This is a genomic window from Pseudanabaena sp. Chao 1811 (assembly GCF_027942295.1).
GTDB lineage: Bacteria > Cyanobacteriota > Cyanobacteriia > Pseudanabaenales > Pseudanabaenaceae > Pseudanabaena.
In genome coordinates this window covers 1,675,265-1,695,000 of record NZ_CP101416.1, presented here as the reverse complement: position 1 = coordinate 1,695,000, position 19,736 = coordinate 1,675,265, and the positions used below count along the sequence as shown (strand labels likewise).

Annotated in this window: 19 protein-coding genes, 1 tRNA gene and 1 rRNA gene; 10 read left to right on the top strand and 11 right to left on the bottom strand. The window is 43.8% G+C overall.

The window, feature by feature from the left end; translation table 11 throughout:
- Positions 1–31: 31 nt before the first annotated feature.
- Positions 32–148: ribosomal RNA gene (gene rrf, locus NMG48_RS08000) — 5S ribosomal RNA — on the top strand.
- 194 nt (positions 149–342) lie between these two features.
- On the opposite strand, the gene NMG48_RS07995 is transcribed toward rrf, so the two are convergent.
- From NMG48_RS07995 to bfr (NMG48_RS07980), 4 genes are all read right to left on the bottom strand, one after another.
- Positions 343–717 (bottom strand): hypothetical protein, encoded by a 375-nt coding sequence (locus NMG48_RS07995; protein WP_271254736.1) that lies wholly within the window; start codon positions 715–717, stop codon positions 343–345.
- A 106-nt stretch (positions 718–823) separates the two neighbouring features.
- Complete coding sequence (locus NMG48_RS07990) at positions 824–1,501, bottom strand: YggS family pyridoxal phosphate-dependent enzyme (protein WP_441339188.1); 678 nt, start codon at positions 1,499–1,501, stop codon at positions 824–826.
- Positions 1,502–1,710: 209 nt separating this feature from the next.
- Entirely contained in the window at positions 1,711–2,178 is a 468-nt protein-coding gene (gene bfr, locus NMG48_RS07985) for a bacterioferritin (protein ID WP_271254734.1), read from the bottom strand.
- 80 nt (positions 2,179–2,258) lie between these two features.
- The gene (gene bfr, locus NMG48_RS07980; RefSeq protein WP_271254733.1) at positions 2,259–2,723 is read right to left on the bottom strand and encodes a bacterioferritin; all 465 of its coding nucleotides are present in this window, start codon (positions 2,721–2,723) and stop codon (positions 2,259–2,261) included.
- A gap of 375 nt (positions 2,724–3,098) precedes the next feature.
- Between bfr (NMG48_RS07980) and NMG48_RS21685 the strand changes: the two genes are divergently transcribed.
- From NMG48_RS21685 to isiD, 3 genes are all read left to right on the top strand, one after another.
- Positions 3,099–3,269, top strand: coding sequence for a (2Fe-2S)-binding protein (locus NMG48_RS21685; protein ID WP_345961232.1), 171 nt, complete (start codon positions 3,099–3,101; stop codon positions 3,267–3,269).
- Between the two features lie 199 nt (positions 3,270–3,468).
- A tRNA-Ser gene (locus NMG48_RS07975) sits at positions 3,469–3,560 on the top strand.
- Between the two features lie 21 nt (positions 3,561–3,581).
- Positions 3,582–3,815, top strand: coding sequence for a protein IsiD (gene isiD, locus NMG48_RS07970; RefSeq protein ID WP_126389545.1), 234 nt, complete (start codon positions 3,582–3,584; stop codon positions 3,813–3,815).
- Positions 3,816–3,882: 67 nt separating this feature from the next.
- Here isiD and NMG48_RS07965 read toward each other — a convergent pair whose 3' ends face one another.
- Together NMG48_RS07965 and NMG48_RS07960 are read right to left on the bottom strand one after the other, a co-directional pair.
- A complete protein-coding gene (locus NMG48_RS07965) occupies positions 3,883–4,401 on the bottom strand; it encodes a DUF3172 domain-containing protein (protein ID WP_169363030.1) in 519 nt (172 codons plus the stop codon).
- Positions 4,402–4,625: 224 nt separating this feature from the next.
- Complete coding sequence (locus NMG48_RS07960; RefSeq protein ID WP_271254732.1) at positions 4,626–5,546, bottom strand: methylenetetrahydrofolate reductase; 921 nt, start codon at positions 5,544–5,546, stop codon at positions 4,626–4,628.
- A gap of 695 nt (positions 5,547–6,241) precedes the next feature.
- Between NMG48_RS07960 and pheT the strand changes: the two genes are divergently transcribed.
- The gene (gene pheT, locus NMG48_RS07955) at positions 6,242–8,653 is read left to right on the top strand and encodes a phenylalanine--tRNA ligase subunit beta (protein ID WP_271254731.1); all 2,412 of its coding nucleotides are present in this window, start codon (positions 6,242–6,244) and stop codon (positions 8,651–8,653) included.
- Positions 8,654–8,692: 39 nt separating this feature from the next.
- On the opposite strand, the gene NMG48_RS07950 is transcribed toward pheT, so the two are convergent.
- On the bottom strand, positions 8,693–9,430 hold the full coding sequence (locus tag NMG48_RS07950; RefSeq protein ID WP_271254730.1) for an SDR family oxidoreductase: 738 nt from the start codon (positions 9,428–9,430) through the stop codon (positions 8,693–8,695).
- 148 nt (positions 9,431–9,578) lie between these two features.
- Positions 9,579–10,013 carry an MAPEG family protein gene (locus NMG48_RS07945; protein ID WP_271254729.1) on the bottom strand — a complete coding sequence of 145 codons (435 nt, stop codon included), beginning with the start codon at positions 10,011–10,013 and terminating at the stop codon, positions 9,579–9,581.
- 94 nt (positions 10,014–10,107) lie between these two features.
- Between NMG48_RS07945 and NMG48_RS07940 the strand changes: the two genes are divergently transcribed.
- On the top strand, positions 10,108–10,770 hold the full coding sequence (locus NMG48_RS07940) for a LuxR C-terminal-related transcriptional regulator (protein ID WP_271254728.1): 663 nt from the start codon (positions 10,108–10,110) through the stop codon (positions 10,768–10,770).
- A gap of 197 nt (positions 10,771–10,967) precedes the next feature.
- On the opposite strand, the gene NMG48_RS07935 is transcribed toward NMG48_RS07940, so the two are convergent.
- Complete coding sequence (locus NMG48_RS07935) at positions 10,968–11,513, bottom strand: NYN domain-containing protein (RefSeq protein ID WP_271254727.1); 546 nt, start codon at positions 11,511–11,513, stop codon at positions 10,968–10,970.
- A gap of 525 nt (positions 11,514–12,038) precedes the next feature.
- Here NMG48_RS07935 and recA point away from each other — a divergent pair.
- Positions 12,039–13,064, top strand: a complete 1,026-nt coding sequence (gene recA, locus NMG48_RS07930) for a recombinase RecA (protein ID WP_345961252.1) — start codon at positions 12,039–12,041, stop codon at positions 13,062–13,064.
- A 100-nt stretch (positions 13,065–13,164) separates the two neighbouring features.
- Here the strand turns inward: recA and NMG48_RS07925 are convergent, their stop codons facing one another.
- Positions 13,165–15,312: an IMS domain-containing protein gene (locus tag NMG48_RS07925; protein WP_271254726.1), complete on the bottom strand. Its 2,148-nt coding sequence runs from the start codon at positions 15,310–15,312 to the stop codon at positions 13,165–13,167.
- Between the two features lie 398 nt (positions 15,313–15,710).
- On the bottom strand, positions 15,711–16,958 hold the full coding sequence (locus NMG48_RS07920; RefSeq protein WP_271254725.1) for a TetR family transcriptional regulator: 1,248 nt from the start codon (positions 16,956–16,958) through the stop codon (positions 15,711–15,713).
- 123 nt (positions 16,959–17,081) lie between these two features.
- Here NMG48_RS07920 and NMG48_RS07915 point away from each other — a divergent pair, with 123 nt between their 5' ends.
- From NMG48_RS07915 to phoU, 3 genes are all read left to right on the top strand, one after another.
- Positions 17,082–17,945 (top strand): acyl-CoA desaturase, encoded by an 864-nt coding sequence (locus tag NMG48_RS07915; RefSeq protein WP_271254724.1) that lies wholly within the window; start codon positions 17,082–17,084, stop codon positions 17,943–17,945.
- Positions 17,946–18,310: 365 nt separating this feature from the next.
- Entirely contained in the window at positions 18,311–18,787 is a 477-nt protein-coding gene (locus NMG48_RS07910) for a GNAT family N-acetyltransferase (RefSeq protein ID WP_271254723.1), read from the top strand.
- 168 nt (positions 18,788–18,955) lie between these two features.
- Entirely contained in the window at positions 18,956–19,627 is a 672-nt protein-coding gene (phoU, locus tag NMG48_RS07905) for a phosphate signaling complex protein PhoU (protein WP_126389511.1), read from the top strand.
- Positions 19,628–19,736 lie beyond the last annotated feature (109 nt).

The window sequence follows — 19,736 nt, the reverse complement described above, 5'->3', positions numbered from 1 at the left end:
CTATTCCTATCAGGTAGACCTTATAAGTTTGCTTGGTGTCTATGGTGCGGTGGAACCACTCTGACCCATCCCGAACTCAGATGTGAAACGCTGTCACGGTGAAGATACTTTAGGGGTAGCCCTACGGGAAAATAGCTCGATGCCAAGCTTAATTTTAGATAAGAAGGAAGAGGGGCTAGAATCATTGATTCTAGTCCCTTTCTGCTTTGGTTATTAATTTTTGTTTTTCTTCTCTCAATAGTTTAACGTGAGTTCGATAACGCCATTTGCGCGCCGCGCAAATGGCGTTATCGAACTCACGTTAGTTTATGTAAACACTACAGGAAACTTTGTCAATTTTAACTAGTTTGAATTACGACGAGGTGTAGAAGTTTCTTGAAAAATTTGGACAGCGTTGAGAGGGTCGCTACTAAAATTTCCAGACCGATTGACTTTCTGCGGAGAAGCGTTGTAATTACCAGGGACAATAGGCTGGACAGTTTCAACTTTGAGATAGGTATTTTGAATATTGAGATTGGTATTTCGTATGTCTCTTTCTATTGAAAATTGCTTGATATTAGTAGGAGAAATGGGCAGACCTTGGGCAGGTCGTAAGAGATCGGCATCACCTTTCCGTGGCTGAATTGATTCACTTGGTTGAGACCATGCAGGACTGCTAATGATTACTAGTCCTAGGAGCGCCCAAATTGGAGAAATGTACTGATAATGTCTGTTCATAGATTCCTCTCATTGACAATCGGCTATGTTGCTTCATGCACGCTAATTATAAGCTAACTTAATTATGCCCTAGCTACTTATTGCATTTTTCTTATTTGCCGATCATTTAAATATGTTCACGGCTGCTAAAATCTGAAAAAATCTGGGTTCCTACTCGAATGATGGTTGCACCTGCCTTAATGGCGATCGCATAATCTGCCGACATTCCCATTGAGAGTTCTTTAATATTTGTCCAACCGAGCGATCTCAATTTTGCTGCTAATTCCCCTAAGCGTCTAAATACCTCATAGGCTTGAGCCTCATTTAAGCCCAAAGGCAAAATTGTCATCAGTCCCACAATATCAAGGTTTTGCAACTTCTCTAATTGAGGTAAATCCCCTAATAGCTCTGCTTCTGTCCAACCTGATTTATGAGGATCTTCCGCCAGCTTTACCTGCAATAGTAATTTTGGTGATTTCCCTAGTTCCTGAATTAAGCGATCGCATTGTGAGGCAAGACTAAGGCGATCAAGCGAATGGATCCAATCAAATTGGGCGATTGCTTGCCTTGCCTTATTACTTTGCAAGGAGCCAATCATATGCCAAGTAATATCCGTTAAATCTGCAAGTTCCGTTTGTTTGACTTTGGAATCTTGTACTCTTGATTCGCCAAAGTCTCGGATCCCTGCGGCATAGGCAGCACGCACTGCTTCTGTAGTGGTGTATTTACTGACCGCAACAAGCTTTACCTGCGGCGGAATATTGGCACGAATTTGATTTATGCGACTTGTGATTGTTTGACTAATTGAAGGAGGATTAACTTCAGACATGAAATGTAGTTCTCTTCGATGATGTTAGAGCGATTGAGAGTAGGGTTCCAATCACGAATGGTATCGTCTACTTGAGAGCTATTCAAGTTTTTGTAGGGGATTTGATGCAGGTATTAATTAAGGATTAACCATGGTGATCACTGCCAATCCTTAATTAATACAAATTATTTAGGGCAACGAGCGAACTATGCCTGTGATTGTAAATAATTTTGTAAACCGAGTTGCTCAATTAACTTGAGTTGCTTTTCTAGCCAATAGGCATGATCTTCTTCCGTATCCGTGAGAATGCCTAGTAAAATTTTACGGCTGTGGTAATCCTGTTCGCTTTCACAAATAGCGATCGCTTCTTTGAGATCTCCAATCACTTTATACTCATAATCCAAGTCATTCTGCAACATCTCTGGTACTGTTTTTCCAATGTTGAGATCATCCTGTTGTGATAGATCGGGTGTACCACCTAGAAATAGAATGCGCTCAATCAATAAAGCTGCATGTTGAGTTTCATCTTGCATCTCATGATTGATGCGCTCATATAGTTTATTCAGCCCCCAATCTAAATACATCCGTGAGTGAGTAAAGTACTGGTCACGCGCTGCTAACTCACCACGCAACAGCTTCGCCAACTGTTGTAAGACTTTCTCACTACCTTTCATGATTTTCCTCAATTGATTTCTAAAGTAAAAGTTCCAGAATTTAATGGGATGTTCCATCAAACCAATAATTTGCAAAATAGCTAAATCATTGACTGTAAGAAATTAGGTAATCCCGAATTTTCAATTAGCCAAAGTTGCGATTCTATCCAGTCGATTTGTTCTTCGGTCTCTTCCACTAACTTGGCAAACAAATCCCGACTGACAAAGTCCTGCTGGGTCTCACAGGTTGCTACGGCTACCTTTAATCCGTCCCGAATCTCGGTACAGAGAGCCAGATCATTGTTTAACAGCTCAGGTACATCTTCTCCAATCAGCAATTTCCCCAAACTTTGTAAATTGGGCAGACCTTCTAAAAATAGGACTCTCTCAATCAACTCATCAGCCTGTTTCATGGCTTTGATTGAATAGCGATATTCGCGATCGTTGAGTTGATTCAATCCCCAGTTTTTGCACATCCGCGCATGGAGAAAATATTGGTTGATCGCAGTCAGTTGAGCCTTAAGAGCCTCATTTAACTGACTCTTTACTTCTAATTGTCCTTGCATAGCCAACTATCCTAGATTTACTTAGCATGAGACTATTTATAGCAGTTTTCAATAGTAATCTCTATTACAAAGATTGCTCTCAATAATGATAATTCCTAACATTTCAAACATTTAGCCAAATATTTTATAAGTGTTTGAAACCTGCAATGTCATGCTTGACTAATTTAGCATCATAGAGAATAATGAGAATTACTTGCAATAAAACTAAATTATTTTTTAAAGAGCTATTGGCTGATGCTGATAGATTTCAGGTTTAGCCAAAAGATTCCTCCCCTCAATTTTAGTGAGGTTCGCTCTATAACATTTGGGTGTCGTTATCAAATTTTCACTATATAACCCTTTTATCCTTTTATATTTAGGAGAGCAAAATCGCAAATGTATATTTGTATTTGTCATGCAGTAACAGAGAAAGATATTCAAAAAGCAGTCGGTAAGGGAGCTTGCTCAATTGCGCGGTTGTCGGAATTAACGCTATTGGGTACACAATGCGGATGTTGTACGGAACATGCTAATCAAGTTTTAAACCAATGTGCGCGTAAATCTTAGTAAACATAGAGCTTGGTTATCATGTTTGGCTACGGCGAACCCATAGGCTAGAAATAGCAGTTTTGATGCTGTCAATATGACAAAATATTTGTGTTTGATGAAACCAGATCAAATAAAGCCAAAATAAAGTTTAATAAATTCAATAATTTAGGGTTGCATTGTATCCAGCATCTGCTAAGATATAATTCCTAATAAATTTGGAGAGATGGCTGAGTGGACGAAAGCGGCAGATTGCTAATCTGTTGTACGGCAGGTAACTCCGTACCGAGGGTTCGAATCCCTCTCTCTCCGTTCACGAGCCTGTCATAGGATATGGTTGATAACCCCTCAAAGGATACTATCGGTGAAGCGCCAGAAGTTGATCCTAGTAAGTTTACTGCGGCGGATGTTGCAGAAATTGCAGATCGTCTAGAGCGTGATGACTATACCAATGCTTTTGAGAGTCTTAGAGATTGGCATATTTTGCGATCGCTAGCTTTTAAAGGCTCAGACCTAGCCGAGCCATATCGACATTTACTAGACCTAGAAGCATTTGATGAATGCTAAACAAAAAGGGACGCAAAGCGTCCCTTTTTGTTTTTTATACCAAGATGCACTTAATGCATCTTGATGTTTAGGGTTTAGGACTGGGGCTAGGTGTGGCTGGTAAACCATTAGTAAACTTTTCCGTAGCGTTTTTACTTTCGTAAATGCAGTCAACACTAGGATTTTTTTCAAGATCGCCTGTAAAGCCAAAGGTATTCATCCGATCTTTACACTGACGAATATCGGCTTCTTTAATTACATTTTTTTGCAAGAGCAAATTCCAGTTGTTAGGCAGAACCACACAACCAGGGATCGGTTCTGCTTGGCTGATAAATACGTTAAAGGGGTTGAGCGTGACGTACACTCGGCTACTCATCACCATCGCCGATGCACCATAGTTATTACAAAAATCTCGGCTAGGGGCGAGGTTATCTAAACGGATTGCGTCAACGGTACGGGGGGTGGGGTTGAGCGTAGAGAGGGCAATGCCGACACCAATACCGACCGCAAAAATTGCACCTGCGATCGCGAGTTTGGTCGTTGTGCCATTCGACCGTGGTTCAGTAGGTGGCGTGTTCAGAGTTGAAGAATATCTACGTCTTGCCATAGATGTGAGTTAGGGTTATTTCCTAGATTAACCGAAAGTGCTGACCTTTTGAGAAGCTTGCTATACAAACCCCTCAAAAGATATAAGTAGCTAGGCATAATTACAAACCAGAGTAAAAACCTGTAGCGCACGCGCAGCATGCGCTACAGGTTTTTGGGTTTTATATTTAATTGCACCCAGCTACCTAGCAACTAAAAAAATAGCGTAGCCACTTTTTGCTTAGTTTAGATAACGGATACACCTGCGCGATCCAGAATTTCAGGGATTAAGTGTTCAGCTTTAATTGCCATGATATGTACGCCTTGGCAGATTTGTCTTGCTGTTTGGATTTGTTCTGCCGCGATCGCTAGTCCTTCCTGTAAAGGTGATTTGGCTTTGGCTAGGCGATCGATAATATGTTCAGGAATTTGTACCCCTGGTACATATTTATTCAGGAAGAGGGCATTTTTTGCGGATTTAATGAGAAATATGCCTGCTAACACGGGTTTATCCGATTGGTTCGCAATTTGATTGACAAATTTATCAAGGCGATCAAAATCCGTAATTAATTGGCTTTGAAAAAATTGTGCCCCCGCATTAATCTTGCGCTCGAAGCGTCTTTGCAAACCTGACCAACTGCGTGACTGCGGATCGACGGCAGCTCCTGCTAAGAAATTTGTACCTTGGTGCGGTAGAGCCTTGCCATTGGCATCAATGCCTTGATTGAGTTTTTGAATTAATTGCAGTAGGCGCACTGATTCATAGTCAAATACCGATCGCGCATCGGGAGAATCTCCAGCCTTTACTGGATCACCAGTGAGGGCAAGAATATTTGTAATTCCTAATGCCGCAGCGCCAAATAAATCTCCCTGTAAAGCAATGCGATTGCGATCGCGACAAGCAAGCTGGCATACCGTTTCAATACCAATTTGCTGCTGGATTAAGACCGAAGCTGCCACAGGACTCATGCTCATCACAGCGCGACTGGAATCGGTGATATTTACGGCATGGACGCGCCCCTTGAGCGCTCGCGTTTGTGCGAGCATATGCGTGGGGTCACTGCCCTTAGGGGGAGATACCTCAGCTGTAATTAGAAATTCCTTACTGGCGATCGCCTTGCGAAATTTATGAAAGGGTTGTTCAACTGGCTGGGGCGAATCGATCATGCGAAACAAAAATTTTAAAGGAATTTTAAAGGTTGTCTGCATTTTAAACTATTGCGATCGTCGCACTAACCATCCCAGCCTGTAATGTTCCTCAAAAACTTGCTTCTGAGGCAATGTTTGCAAATTAGATTTTTTAGGTTTGGGTTTTGAGCCTTCTGATTCCTGTTGGTTTGAAGTAGCAGGTTGCCTATATTTCTTGAATAGCATTATTGAGACTAGAAGTTTCCTATTGACTTTCAAGTATTTCTTTGCGATCGCGGAGACACAGCGCATTGCGCTGTATTAAAAAACAGATAAATTTTGAAAGCGTTGCTTTGCCACGCTTTCAAAATTTATCTGTACTAATTCAAGTTTTAACAGACTGTAAAAATTCCTTTCTCTTTAGAATTGATCTTTCCATTTCAGTAGCTGGGCATCATGAGAAGTCAGAATAAAAGCCTATGGAGCATGATCAGCTTGCAAAATAGGCTTTTAGCCTTATATTTAATTGCGTCCAACTACTTATCTAATTTCTGAAGAAGTCACCCAAATCATTTTGTTCAAAATGTTTATCAGTGGAGAGAACTTTTGCTTGAATAGGCAAATATCGTAGACTGCGAAATGCAGTTCGCAAGTTTGCCGTGCGGATTTTGCTAAACTACTATAACCTGAATATTTCTTAACACTTTTCCCTACACTTTTCTCTAAAAATCCCAATGCGTATCTCTTTGAATTGGCTCCGCGAACTTGTTGACTGCGATCTCTCGCCCCAAGAGCTAGAAGAAAAACTCACGATGGCAGGCTTTGAAGTGGAGTCCATCGAAGACCGCAGAACATGGGCTGAGGGCGTGGTCGTTGGTCATATCCTCACCGCCGATCGCCATCCTAATGCCGATAAATTACAGGTATGTAAAGTTGATATTGGCGCACCCGAACCCCTGCAAATTGTCTGTGGTGCGGCAAATGCGAGACAGGGCTTATTTGTGCCTGTAGCCACGATTGGGACTTATTTACCAACCATTGATTTAAAATTGCGCCCCACTAAGCTACGGGGTGAGCGTTCTGAGGGGATGATCTGCTCCCTCGCTGAGATTGGCTTAGCCAAAGAATCAAGCGGCATCCATGAATTTCCTGATGGCTTAACCGTTGGTGCAGACGTGCGCCCGTTGCTAGGGCTAGATGATGCCATCCTTGATGTGACTTCGACAGCCAACCGTGCTGATGCCTTGAGTGTGGTAGGGATTGCCCGTGAAGTGGCGGCTCTGCTCGGTAAAGAGGTGCGTTTACCCGTAGCAACTAAAGATTTTCAGCTCAAGGTTGCCAACTGGGTGAAGGTGGAAGATCCAAAATCATGCCCAGCTTATATTGGCACATTAATTAAAGGCGTAAAGGTTGCCCCATCTCCTGAATGGCTGAAGCGTCGCGTGGAAGCCGCAGGAATGCGATCGATCAACAATATTGTCGATATCACCAATTACATTCTGTTGGAATGGGGACAACCGCTCCATGCCTTTGATGCAGATACCTTGGACAAGGATCTGAATATCGGGGTGCGCTTTGCTAAGGCTGGCGAAAAAATTAAAACCCTTGATGATGCCGATCGCACTCTCACCAGTCAGAACTTTTTGATTACCTCTGGCGATAAACCGATCGCGATCGCAGGGGTGATGGGTGGTGCAGAAACCGAAGTTTCTGACCAAACGACCAATATTGTTTTAGAAGCGGCACTGTTTACGCAAGTTACGACAAGGCGATCGGCACGCGCTCAGGGCTTACGCACTGAGGCTTCGGCACGCTACGAACGGGGTGTCAATCAGGCAGCGATCGAGTCAGCTACCGCCAAAGCAATCCAAATGATTGTAGAACTCGCAGGTGGTGAGGTTATTGAGCAAAGTGTTGCCGATGCGCGTTCTCAGGAAGTGCGGGTGATTGATTTGCGCTTAACCAAAGTGTGGCAAATCCTCGGTGAAGTTGATCGCGAAGATGAAAGTGTCTTGCCTCTTCTTTCCGAAGCAGAAGTTGAGCAAACCCTCAAGGTCTTGTCCTTTGAATTGGAAAAGCAACCCATTGAAGAAGGCAGCTATGCTACTTGGAAAGTAACCGTTCCGCCCTATCGCTATGCGGATATCGAGCGAGAAATTGACCTCGTAGAAGAGATTGCGCGGATCTATGGCTATGACAAATTTGTAGAAACTCTGCCAGCCAGAACCGAGTTTGGCTTCCTCTCCGCCGATCAAGAAGGTGGTCGGATGATTCGCGCCGCCTTCCGTGCTGTGGGCTTAACGGAAGTCATGCATATGTCCCTATGCAGTCCCACCGAGTCCCATCAGGTGAAAATCAATAATCCTGTGGCGATCGAGTATGGAGCCTTGCGCGGCGACTTGCTCACCAATTTGATTGACGCTTGCGCCTTCAATATTAATCAAGGTAATGGCATCTTGAATGGTTTTGAGATTGGTCGCGTATTCTGGCTCGATGAAGCGGGTAGCGATGAAACCGATCGCATTGCAGGTATTTTCGGCGGCGATCCCACCGTGGGAGCATGGCAGCATGATTCTAAGCCTCTAAACTTCTATGAAGCGAAAGGGCTACTTGATTCCGTTTTCCACAATCTCTCGGTTACTGTGGAATATCAGCCCGATCAAAAGGACGATCGCTTACACCCCGGACGCACTGCTTCTCTCTGGATTGCGGGTGAACGCCTCGGCACGTTTGGACAATTGCATCCTCAGTTACGCGCTGAGAAAGAACTTCCCGATGAAATTTATGTATTTGAGTTAGATTTCTACACCTTGCTCGATGCGATGATGAAGAAATCAATTCCTACCTTCCAGCCCTTCTCGACTTACCCCAGTAGCGATCGCGATATTGCTTTCTTTGCACCACTTAAATTCACCGTTGCCGATATTCAGCGATCGATTACCCATGTGGGCGGCGAGTTACTCGATTCCGTCACCCTCTTCGATCAATACATCGGTAAAGGTGTTCCCGAAGGCTCTCGCAGTCTTGCCTTCAGACTAGTCTATCGAGCTAGCGATCGCACCTTAACTGATGCCGACATTAACCCCGTGCATCAGAAAGTCCGCGATTTACTCGAAGAGAAGTTCCAAGCAACTTTGAGAAGTTAGTTTCTCAAAGGGGGCGCTTAGCGCCCCCTTTGCTTCTAATTACCATTCCGTACTTCCTACAAATATAGTCTCTCCACTGCGGAGACTGGTACTTGCACAAGCATCAGCGATCGCCTTTGCAAAATCAGCAACAGTTGGTAATGTGCCTGCTTGTTCACGCCGTTCATTAATAAATCCTCGATTGGCGCGTTCCATTAATTTTGGTGTGATTGTCCCTTCGATTAAATCTCCACTAACGACTACCAAACTAATCCCTTTTTCAGTGAGTTTGGGAATGCGATCGCGAAGTGCCTGTTCTCCTGCGTATTTACTTGCAGCAACATTTTCGTAGATTGCACTTACAGGCTTTTGTCCATAAAAATGCGCTAAGTGACTAGTCACAAACACAATTCGCCCACCATCTTTCATTAGGGGAACTGCTAGATCTGCTAATCGTTCTTGAGCCTTAAGATTAAGCTCCATCGCATAGTCTGTGGATTTATCCTTTTCCATGCCACCACTGGCATTCAGGATTAGCAAGTCTAATTTTGTCAGGTCAGTGACAATGTTCTGCATCATTTTGCCAACTTCCTCTTCATTGGTAATATCTGCCTGTGCGAGAACTGCACGTTGTCCAGTTGCCATCACATTTGCGGCAATTTCTTCAGCACGATGTGCTTTGCTGCGGTAGTTGATGACGATATCGGCTCCCCGCTCAGCTAACTGTTGAGCAACAGCCGCACCAATGCCTCGCGATGCACCAGTGATTAAAGCAATCTTTCCACTTAAATCAAGCACTATACGGCTTTACTCCTACGAATTTAAACTATCTAGCTTCAACGATAAAACATGCACTTCCTAAAGTAAAGTAGAGCGAAATGCACCCATGATTTTGGATGGTGCTAATTTATGAGATGTTTGCAAGCCTAACTCGATGTCAGTGGATTTACGAGTTAAAGTACATTAGAACTGCACGCATTGTCATAAACCATAGGGCGATCGCGGAAATCAAATAGAGATAAAATCGCAACATAATTAGATTGAATGTGCAGTGGACAAGGCTGTGCAAAGTGCGAAACCCAAAGAAAATCCATGCTGCATTGACATATATTGAATCTACCTGTTTGGTGATGAAGAGATAGAAGACCAGCGCATAAAAAATGATTGGAAGTTCAAATAAATTTTTGAGATTGTCTGATGGATTGGATACTGCTGGAGGAGATAACTGAGAGAGGGAAATTGGTGTAAGCTCTTTGGGAGTTAACTTTCTGCTCACAATAAAATTGATGCGGCGAATATACATGTATACCCACACTAAAATTGTGAGAAGTATGGTTGCAAAGAAGGGACTGAAGATAGATTCCTGTATCATTGCGATCATTTCAATCCATTTGGGAGAACGAGAGTAATATTAAGTTGAGTGCTTTAATTCTTCTAGACCTCGATCGGGTACACTTCGTTTAAAAGTTTGCGCTATGACAAGTCCCTTAAAGCTGATCTTTGAAGCAATCAACCAATCGCAGGATCGGCACAATTTACGATCGCAGGTTGCACCGAAAATTGGTGAATATTTTGCAGCTACGCGATCGGCGATTTTTTTCTTTGACCAATTACATTTGGGCAATCGCGATTTTCAGAAAATATTGAATGTGGCGCTATCGGTCGAACATAATCCCATTGCCCGTTATCTCGTTGAGAGACATTCTCCTGTCCATGAAGGTTTAGTTCTAACACCCAAAGTCTGGTCATTAATTTGTCCCCGTCCCGATCATTGGCATGTTATGGCAGGTCCCATTGTCAATAGTGGTCAATTAGTGGGTGTAGTCGGCTGTACCCGTGAGAAGTCTATGACTAGCTTTGATATGCAAAACTTAGTCGATTTGAGCGCAATCTGTTTGCATTTATCAGCTTGGAGCGCAACTAATAGCTTGCAGTGTCAACCTCTGAGAAGCGATCGCTTAACGCCTCGCGAGTTGCAAATTGCGGAATTGGTGGCTCGTGGACACACCAATGTAGAGATAGGGAATGAGCTATGGATTACAGAAAACTCTGTCAAACAGGCTTTGAAGCGGATGTTCCGTAAACTTGAGGTTTCATCACGGGCAGAAATGGTTGGGCAACTTTCTGCAAAGCAATGATTATTGAAAATGATTGTTTGAAGCAAATAATCATTTTTACTCCATATCCTTCATTCAACATTAGTTCAACGCAGGCGAAAAATGTTAATTCAACGTGAGTTCGATAACACCATTTGCGCTTCGCGCCGCGCAAATGGCGGAAAATGGTAAAAATCGCTTAGCGATTTTTACCATTTTCCGCTTTCGTCGAACTGACGTTAATTCAGTCGATTGCGCCACTTGGCTAATTTGTCTTTGGTGTCCCTATCGATGCGATTGCCTAATAGATTATTGGTATTTGCCTTTTGCGGTCTTTGCCGACTTTGTACCGATCGCAGAGTTGCTTCTACTTCTTGCTCTAAAGCCGTTGCTGATAACCACTCTGCCCCAAAGCCAACGGCAGTAAGTTGCTGAGCACGATCGGAAGTGACCACGATAATTCTTTTTAAATGCCTGAGCGGATCGCGTCGGTATTTGCCACATTGACGCTCAATATAAGTATCCGCAGTTTCGTTATGATCGGTGAAATATAGCTTGAGATTTTTGGTAATCCTTTCGGCTTTGGCGGGTGTAGCTTGCACATAGGCATCAAAGACTAATGTGGTTTTATAGCCGTGATAGGCGCTAAAGTTAACCATTGTCTCGGTTAAATGCGATCGCGCCACATCAAACCCCCGCAGATCGCGAATTTCCTGCAAGTGTCGCCATAGTCCAATCACGTTGTAGCCGTCCACCAACATTACTGGTGGATGTTCCGAAGACATTAAGATCAACCATTAGCTAAAATTACCTATTTCAATTCTGACACTAGACTTTACAAATGTTGCGTTTCTTTTAGCACAATATTTCTTCTAAACATAGGTAAAAGCTGTGGTTCACGCGCCGCTTTTACCTATGTTTAGCTGTCGGTAATCTTAATATTGTGGGGCGGCGCGAAGCGCCGCCCCACATGTCCTAATAGAAGTTGTTGGCTATATCTCGTTTGCTTGAAAAGAGTGCTCGACCTTAAATAAATGTTGCGAATTTTTAGTACAAATATCTAAATTTGAGTCATAGTAAGGTAATCATTTAAAATTCAGTATGAATTAAACAAAGCCAACTAAGGAATATTAGTGTCATAATGAGGCAGACTTACTAAACGAAATCAACCTCGAAAGGCAATGGCGAAAAATTCTTCTGCAACGGCAAATAGTCAAGTTGATAAGGCTACCCCGATCGCCCAAGCAGCAAATGCTCAATTAGCAAAGGCGAGCATCAGCCCTGAGAAAAAGAAGGCGCTCGATGCGATCATGCAAAAGATCGAGAAGGATCACGGTAAAGGCTCGATCATGCGCTTGGGTGATGCGACGAACATGCGCGTTGAGACAATTCCTAGTGGCGCATTGCCCCTCGATCTTGCCCTTGGCGGTGGTTTGCCCAAAGGACGGGTGATCGAAGTATATGGACCTGAAAGCTCTGGGAAAACGACATTAGTACTCCATGCGATCGCCGAAGTCCAAAAACGTGGTGGTGTGGCTGCCTTTGTGGATGCTGAACATGCCCTCGACCCTACCTATGCGGCAAGTGTTGGTGTCGATATTAATAACCTGCTGATTTCCCAGCCTGACTCAGGGGAAATGGCATTAGAAATTGTTGATAATCTCGTGCGATCAATGGCTGTCGATATCATCGCGATCGACTCCGTTGCCGCACTTGTACCCCGTGCTGAAATCGAAGGCGAAATGGGTGCTTCCCATGTCGGTTTGCAAGCCCGATTGATGAGCCAAGCATTGCGTAAAATCACAGCAAATGTAGGGCGATCGAACTGCATTGTCATTTTCCTAAATCAATTACGTCAAAAGATTGGCGTATCTTATGGTAGTCCTGAAACAACTACAGGCGGTACTGCCCTCAAGTTCTATGCCTCAGTGCGTCTCGATATTCGTCGTATCCAAACCCTCAAAAAAGGCACAGAAGAATATGGGATTCGTGCCAAGGTTAAGGTGGCTAAGAATAAAGTCGCTCCACCTTTCCGTATTGCTGAATTCGACATCATCTTTGGTAAAGGCATTTCTACTCTCGGCTGTCTCGTTGATCTAGCCGAGGAAATGAGTATCATCGTCCGTAAGGGGGCATGGTATAGCTACCAAGGTGACAACATCGGTCAAGGTCGCGACAATACGATCAAGTACATGGAAGATAAGCCAGAATTTGCTCAGGAGGTTGAGCGACAAGTACGCGAAAAACTTTCCGCAGGTGTAGCCGTTTCAGCGACCAAGGTTGTCCCTGAAGAAATTGAGCCTGAAGATGACGATATTCCCCCAGATGATTTCTAGACAAAAAAGTGGGGCGCGAAGCGCCCCACTTTTTTAAAATGCTAATAGAGACAAAACCATCGGCGCACGCGCAGCGTGCGCCGATGGTTTTGCTAGCTACTTAAAACACCAACATTTCACGAATTAGCCATCGATTATCTTTGCGGACTAAGTCGTACTCCACCGTATAGTTCGCATCTTCCTTCGATGCCCCACGATCCAGCTCCCCATTATTAAAATAGTTACGAGTCTCAGAAATTTTGGCAACTACTTTGGCTTTGCTATCACCATCAGGCGTGACCTTATCAACTTCGCTGGATTTAACTTGATACTGCAAATAAGAGTTACTGGCTTTTAAATCCTTAGCCCTTGATTTCCAATCACTTAGAGCAGGATCAGTCAAGATTTCTTCTAAGAGATTATCTTCGTAGGTCTTGCCAAGGGCTTTAGTTTTCGTTGCCTGCCATGTTTCGATAACTTTAGTTGCTGTTTCTTTATCTAAAGGACCTGGTTGGGCGGTTGGTGCAGCATTATTTTCTTTGATGGCTTGCACTATGGGCGTAATTGTTTTTTCTAAAGGGATTGAGGCATCGGTGCGTGAAGCTCCAGTTAAAGCCCGAAAAGCCCAAACCACTAACCAGAGCGAACCTGCAAGTATGGCGATCGCCACAACAATAACCGTAGCTAAGCGACCAATATTAAATTTGCGTTTGGGATGGGATGAATTTGGCGATGTATTTGCAGGTCGATTAATTGCTTTAACCGATTCGTTAATACTTCTGCCTGTATTTCTTGCAGGGGGAACATTGCGGCGCGATCGCGGCAAGCTTTGGGCAGTATTACCGCTACCGTTGGAGGATGATGTGGATGAAGGACGCTCAAGGACAGGGGTGCTGGAGCGTTGGAAACGGTTTGGAGTCTCAGGCGCATAGGTCGAGAGTCTTGGTTCATTGCTAGTACTCGTTTCCAAATCACGCTTTACAGGTGGAGTATCATCTATAGGCGGAGTTAGCCCAAAGCGATCGCCCCCGACAGGAGATGTCCAGTCTGATGAGAGTGCGCCTGTATTCGGCAATTCTTCGAGATAGGCTTGTACCTGCTCGTCGGCAAAGTAATCCTTGAGCGACACAATTTGACTCATCAAATCGCGGAAATGGGGATAGACCTCTTCCTGAAGCCAGCGTTCGCTATAGAGACATAATCCGGGCAGAAGATCGGGCGCACCCTCAGAATTTTGACGAATAAAGGCAATTTGATCGTCTTCAGAACTATTTTCGATCGCTGCACTTGCTTCTTCGGTTTGTCCGAGGAGCAAAGCACATACTGCTTTTTCGAGATAAATATCCTGCTTGGCACTCAGTTTGACCAGCAAGCCCTTTGCTCGCCGAATCAATGCAGGTTGACGCTGCGAGAATCCCCGCGCAATTAAGGCATAGACCGCTAAATAGGTGGCTACGGATGAGGGGCGACGTGCTTCTTCTTCAAACAAAGTTTGCTGCTCGATCGCCGTCATATAGCTGCGGAGTTGCTGAATAAAGCGCAAAAAGTCATCAATACCAAGGCTGGAGTAGTCATTGCCTGAACCATCAATGCCTCGACGAGCCTCAAGCATTTCTTGCAACAATGACATTCCTTTGCGATGTTCATTGGTGTGATTGTCAGGAGATGCCAACAATTCGAGAATGCGATAGGGGCGGAGGCGAAATAGATCCGCTTGAATCTCACTGCGAATACTGAGAAATAGTCCTTCCCTTAGGAGCAGATCTTGGGCAGACTCTAGAGAAGAGGCAGCTGCTTCATATTGACCTTGTTTCCAATATTCGCGCCCGAGATCTAGGAAAGATAAGGATACAGAGAGTAGTAGGTCAGGATCGTGAGGCGAGATCCTTGCGGACTGATACTCAGCTTCTTCGGGGTCGTAATAGGGTTTTGCGAGGGAAAGGACTTTCTCGGATTCGCCGAGTTCGTACAAAATTAGTAATAGCCCCGCAAAGTCTTTTTCATCAGCTTCAACCTGTGGTGGTAGCGTTACGACTGGGCGTTGATCCCCAGCTAACTCATCAATATTGCTGTCTTTGGGGGCATTTATATGCTCGATTAGAAGTTCATAAGCCTTATCAATGATGCGTTTGCGAGAGGCGATCGCGGCATCAGAATACTCGCGCCTTGGCATAGAAAGCAGGCGATCACGATGGGCTTGATGGATTTTATCTAGCCCTGATAGGTGTGTTAGACCAAGAATTCGGTAACAGTCTAGGGGAACTCTCACTTTGCTTTTCTACCCAAAACTTCAATTGGAAATGCCGATCCGAGTGCCGATAATGCCAACCTGTTTGCCTCTCAAAAAAGATGCTCCGTACCTAACGCACTAAAAACATTTAATTCAATACACTCACAAAATAGAGTACATAGAACGCCCGAATTATACACTAAGTTGATTATCTTGGTGAAAATAGCTCAACAAAGTAGAGGCAATTCATGAATTGCCTCTACTTTGTTTGTATAGGGGTTGTTATAGAGATTGCTAGTGATCTTTAACGTCAGTTCGACGAAGGCGGAACATGGTAAAAATCGCTAAGCGATTTTTACCATGTTCCGCCTTTTGCACGGCGCGAAGCGCCGTGCAAAAGGCATTATCGAACTCCCGTGACGTTACAAAGATCTTTACTAAGAGTCAAGGGCGATCGCTTTATCGATCGCTAATTTTTCATTGAGACGGGTTTGATAGGCCTGCAATTCTTTGACTTTGATCCCGCTAATGATGCAAAAACTGTCAGCATCAATCCCCCTCGCTAACATTTCGATACACCAAGTATGTCTTGCTTGCATAATTGCTAAAGGTGAGCCGTCAAGATTGCAATAGGGTTGTGTCCACCGTCCCCAAAGCTGTTCGATTTCTTCTAGGGTTAAGGGCTTGCGATCGCCACTAATAAACATTGCCTCAATCTCATCGCCATCACCATTGTGGCGGCTCTTTTGGAGATCCTTAAGCTCCTGTTTACGGACTTTTAGATAGGCACTGAGGGGGTTACTAGTTGCTGAGCCATAACGATGACCGAGAATTTTTTGATTGAGGGGGACTGACCGCACCTGATTTGATGTATCTTTAGTGCGTAAAATGCCGTGATTCGATTGAATTTGATAATCTTTGAGTCGTAATCGCGTAATATCAATCGCCATTAACCCTGCCCCAAACAATAAATAGGCGATCGCATAGTCCTTTGCCCCGCATTTTTTCGCTTGCAGTAGAATTTCGCGTACTGTTTCCGCAGGGATATCGATAATTGGGTGGGCGGGTGTGAGGGGACTCACCTCTTGGATAAACATATCGACAAGAGTATTGACAAAATCATCGCGATCGCGCCAGATTGCCTGTACATCACTAGTTAAGGTAATCACGGCATAGCCCAAAATACAGGTATTTAATAGGTTAGCCAGTTTAATCGGTGGCAAAGTATATTGCAGCCGCGAATTTGCCAAGACATCATTAATTGCTGTGGCGATCGTTTGATTGACCTGATTAATTCCTTGGGCAAGGGCTTGACGACTCTCGGCGGGATATTGTCCTGCTTCTCCAACGAGCGATCGCACCAGCTCAGGCACACTTTCGAGTGCCCGCAAAGAACTCTGGATGTAGTATTTGAGAAAGCGACGCAAATCGCTTTGACTAGAAATATCAGACACCATCAAGGACTCCCCTACTTGAGCCAGTACCAAATATTTTTGCAAACATTCTTGCAATACTGCTAGTAATAAACCATGTTTATTTCCAAAATGGCGAAATAGAGTTACTTCATTGACCTGAGCAAAGTCGGCAATTTGGCGGGTAGTGGTCTCGGTAATTCCTTTGCTAGCAAACAGTTCTAGTGCTGTGTTCACTATCCGTTGGCGAGTGGGAATCCGAGATACAGACATGGGAGCATGTACCATTGAGATGATTTGCAAGTGATACTTGCATTATTACTTAAAAAACAGTTAGACTTAACATAACTGTAAGTGATACTTGCATCTCCTCACCACCCCTTAAGTTGTTATTTCATGACCGCCACTACTGAAGCCATCTCAACTGAACAAAAACTGAACTGGACAAATGTTGCCTTTTTCAGTGCATTTCATATCGCTGCCCTCGCTGCCCCTTTTTATTTTTCATGGCAAGCTGTCATTCTTACAGTTTTCTTGCATTGGTTCCTTGGCAGCATCGGTATTACCCTCGGCTATCACCGCTTACTGAGCCATCGTAGTTTCCAAGTGCCTCAGTGGTTGGAATATATTATCGCTACCGTTGGAGCCTTAGCCATGCAGGGTGGTCCTGTATTTTGGGTGGGTGGACATCGCCAGCATCACGGTTTTACAGAAGACAATCAAAAAGATCCCTATTCGGCAAATAAAGGTTTTTGGTGGAGCCACATCATGTGGATCATGTACTCCAAGCCTGAACATTTCAAGAGTACCTATTACAACAAGTTTGCCCCCGATCTCGCTAGCGATCCTTACTATGGATTCCTCGATAAATACTTCTTGCTTTTGCAAGTTCCCTTCGCAGCATTGCTCTATGTGATTGGTGAAAAGTTATTCTCTGGACTCGGCATGTCCTTCTTGGTTTACGGTATGGCTGTACGTTCAGTCTTTCTATGGCATAGCACTTGGTTGATTAACTCTGCTTGTCATAAGTGGGGCTACAAGAACTTTGCCGAAACTCCTGACCATTCCACAAATCTCTGGTGGGCAGCGATTTTGACCTACGGCGAAGGCTGGCACAATAATCACCATGCTTATCCTAAATCTGCCCGCTCTGGTTTGAAATGGTGGGAAATTGACCCAACTTGGGGAGTGATTAACCTCTTACAAGTGTTGGGGTTAGCCAAAAAAGTTTATATTGCTGAACCTTGGCAAGCTAAGTAAACTAAGTAAAAAAGAAAGGGCGCGAAGCGCCCTTTCTTTTTTAGAGAGTAAATTACTGTCAGTAGCAAAAACAGATACAGCAAAAACAGATACATTGATGGGATTGGCAATATGTCACCCTTATTGCAATGGGTTACATCAAGTCTGTGAAGTTTAGCCATACTCAACAGACTTAAAAACAATACCCAGTAAGGTTTTAAAATCCTCAAAATCGCAATGCTAATTTGAGGATTGGTACAGCGCTTTGCGCTGACTTGAAAACCAGAGAAATTTTTGAAAGTGTTGCTGCGACGCGCTTTCAAAAATTTCTCTGTACTACTTTAAGCCTCAACAGGCTGTATTAATACATGCGGGAAGACAAGCATATGGATAATCGCCACATTCGCTTTAGCGATCGCCAAGAAGATGTCGATTTAGAGCAGTTGCAAGGATTATTAAAAATAGGGGCATTTTGGGCAAAGGAGCGAACTGTGGCAGGGCTAGCGATCGCGATCGCCAATTCTAAACCAGTCGTAACGGTATGGGATGGCGATCGCTTAATTGGACATGCTCGCGCCACCAGTGACGGCGTTTATCGCGCTACCATTTGGGATGTGGTGGTTGATCCAGATTATCGAGGGGCAGGTTTAGGGCGCAAGTTAGTCCAGACAGTGTTATCCCACCCCCATGTTTGCGATGTGGAACGGGTATATTTAATGACTACCCATCAGCAACAGTTTTATAAGCACATTGGATTTGAGCAAAATTCTTCCACCACATTGGTTTTATTTAATCAAGGTATTGATCGTGTAGATAGCGATCACCAAATCACTACTTCTGAACTAACTCAAGCAATAATTTAAATAAAAACTGGAGAGCTTAGGATCTCTAGTTTTTTAGGTCTCAAGCATCTCTTAATTTATCGTGTGGTATTTGCAAATACTCCCAAGACTTACAACCTATGTAACGATGTAATATAAGAATGTGAAATATACATTACTTTCATATCCCATTTGATTTGGTGGGAGTCCATGGTCGAAACCTCATATCAAGCGCAAAAAAGGACAAGAAGCGAGTTTGAACGTCAACTCCATCGCCTAGAACAAGACTCTTTGCGAATGGGCGCTCTTGTCGAAAATTCATTTCTTTTAGCTCATGCAGCTTTATTTGAGCGCGATTTAGAAGCTGCTACTCGTATCGATCCTCAAGATAAGCAAATTGATCGAATTTATCGACAAATTGAAATGGATTGTATCAATTTAATTGCATTGCAGTCACCAGTCGCTCGCGATCTGCGATTATTGAGTGCTTTGATGCAGTTAATCCGCGATATTGAACGCATCGGTGACTATGCCGAAAATCTTGGTGATATTGCCATTAAGCTTTTTCCTTACCCACCATCCCCTTATCTTGGTGAATTGGAGATTATGTCTAATCGCTGCCGAGCCATGCTTGCCATGAGTTTAGAAGCCTTAGCTAACCTTGATGAAAATATCGGTCTTCAAATTAAGGCAAAGGATGATGCCGTTGACGATGATTATCAGAATATCTATAACCTCATAGCTTCCCAAAGGGTATTTGGCGAACCTCTAGAGCCTGTAATGCTGATGGTATTAGCAATTCATCACCTAGAGCGGATGGCAGATCATGCAACAAATGTTGGTCTCAGGGTTGCTTATATTGTCACTGGTAAACTGGGCTAATTGAGACAAGCATCAATAAACGCTCTCCCAATTGTTTTTTAGCGTAAAGCGCTATAGCAGGGTAATCTAGATTAAGTGCTGTATAGCGCAATTGAATTACGTGGGAAAG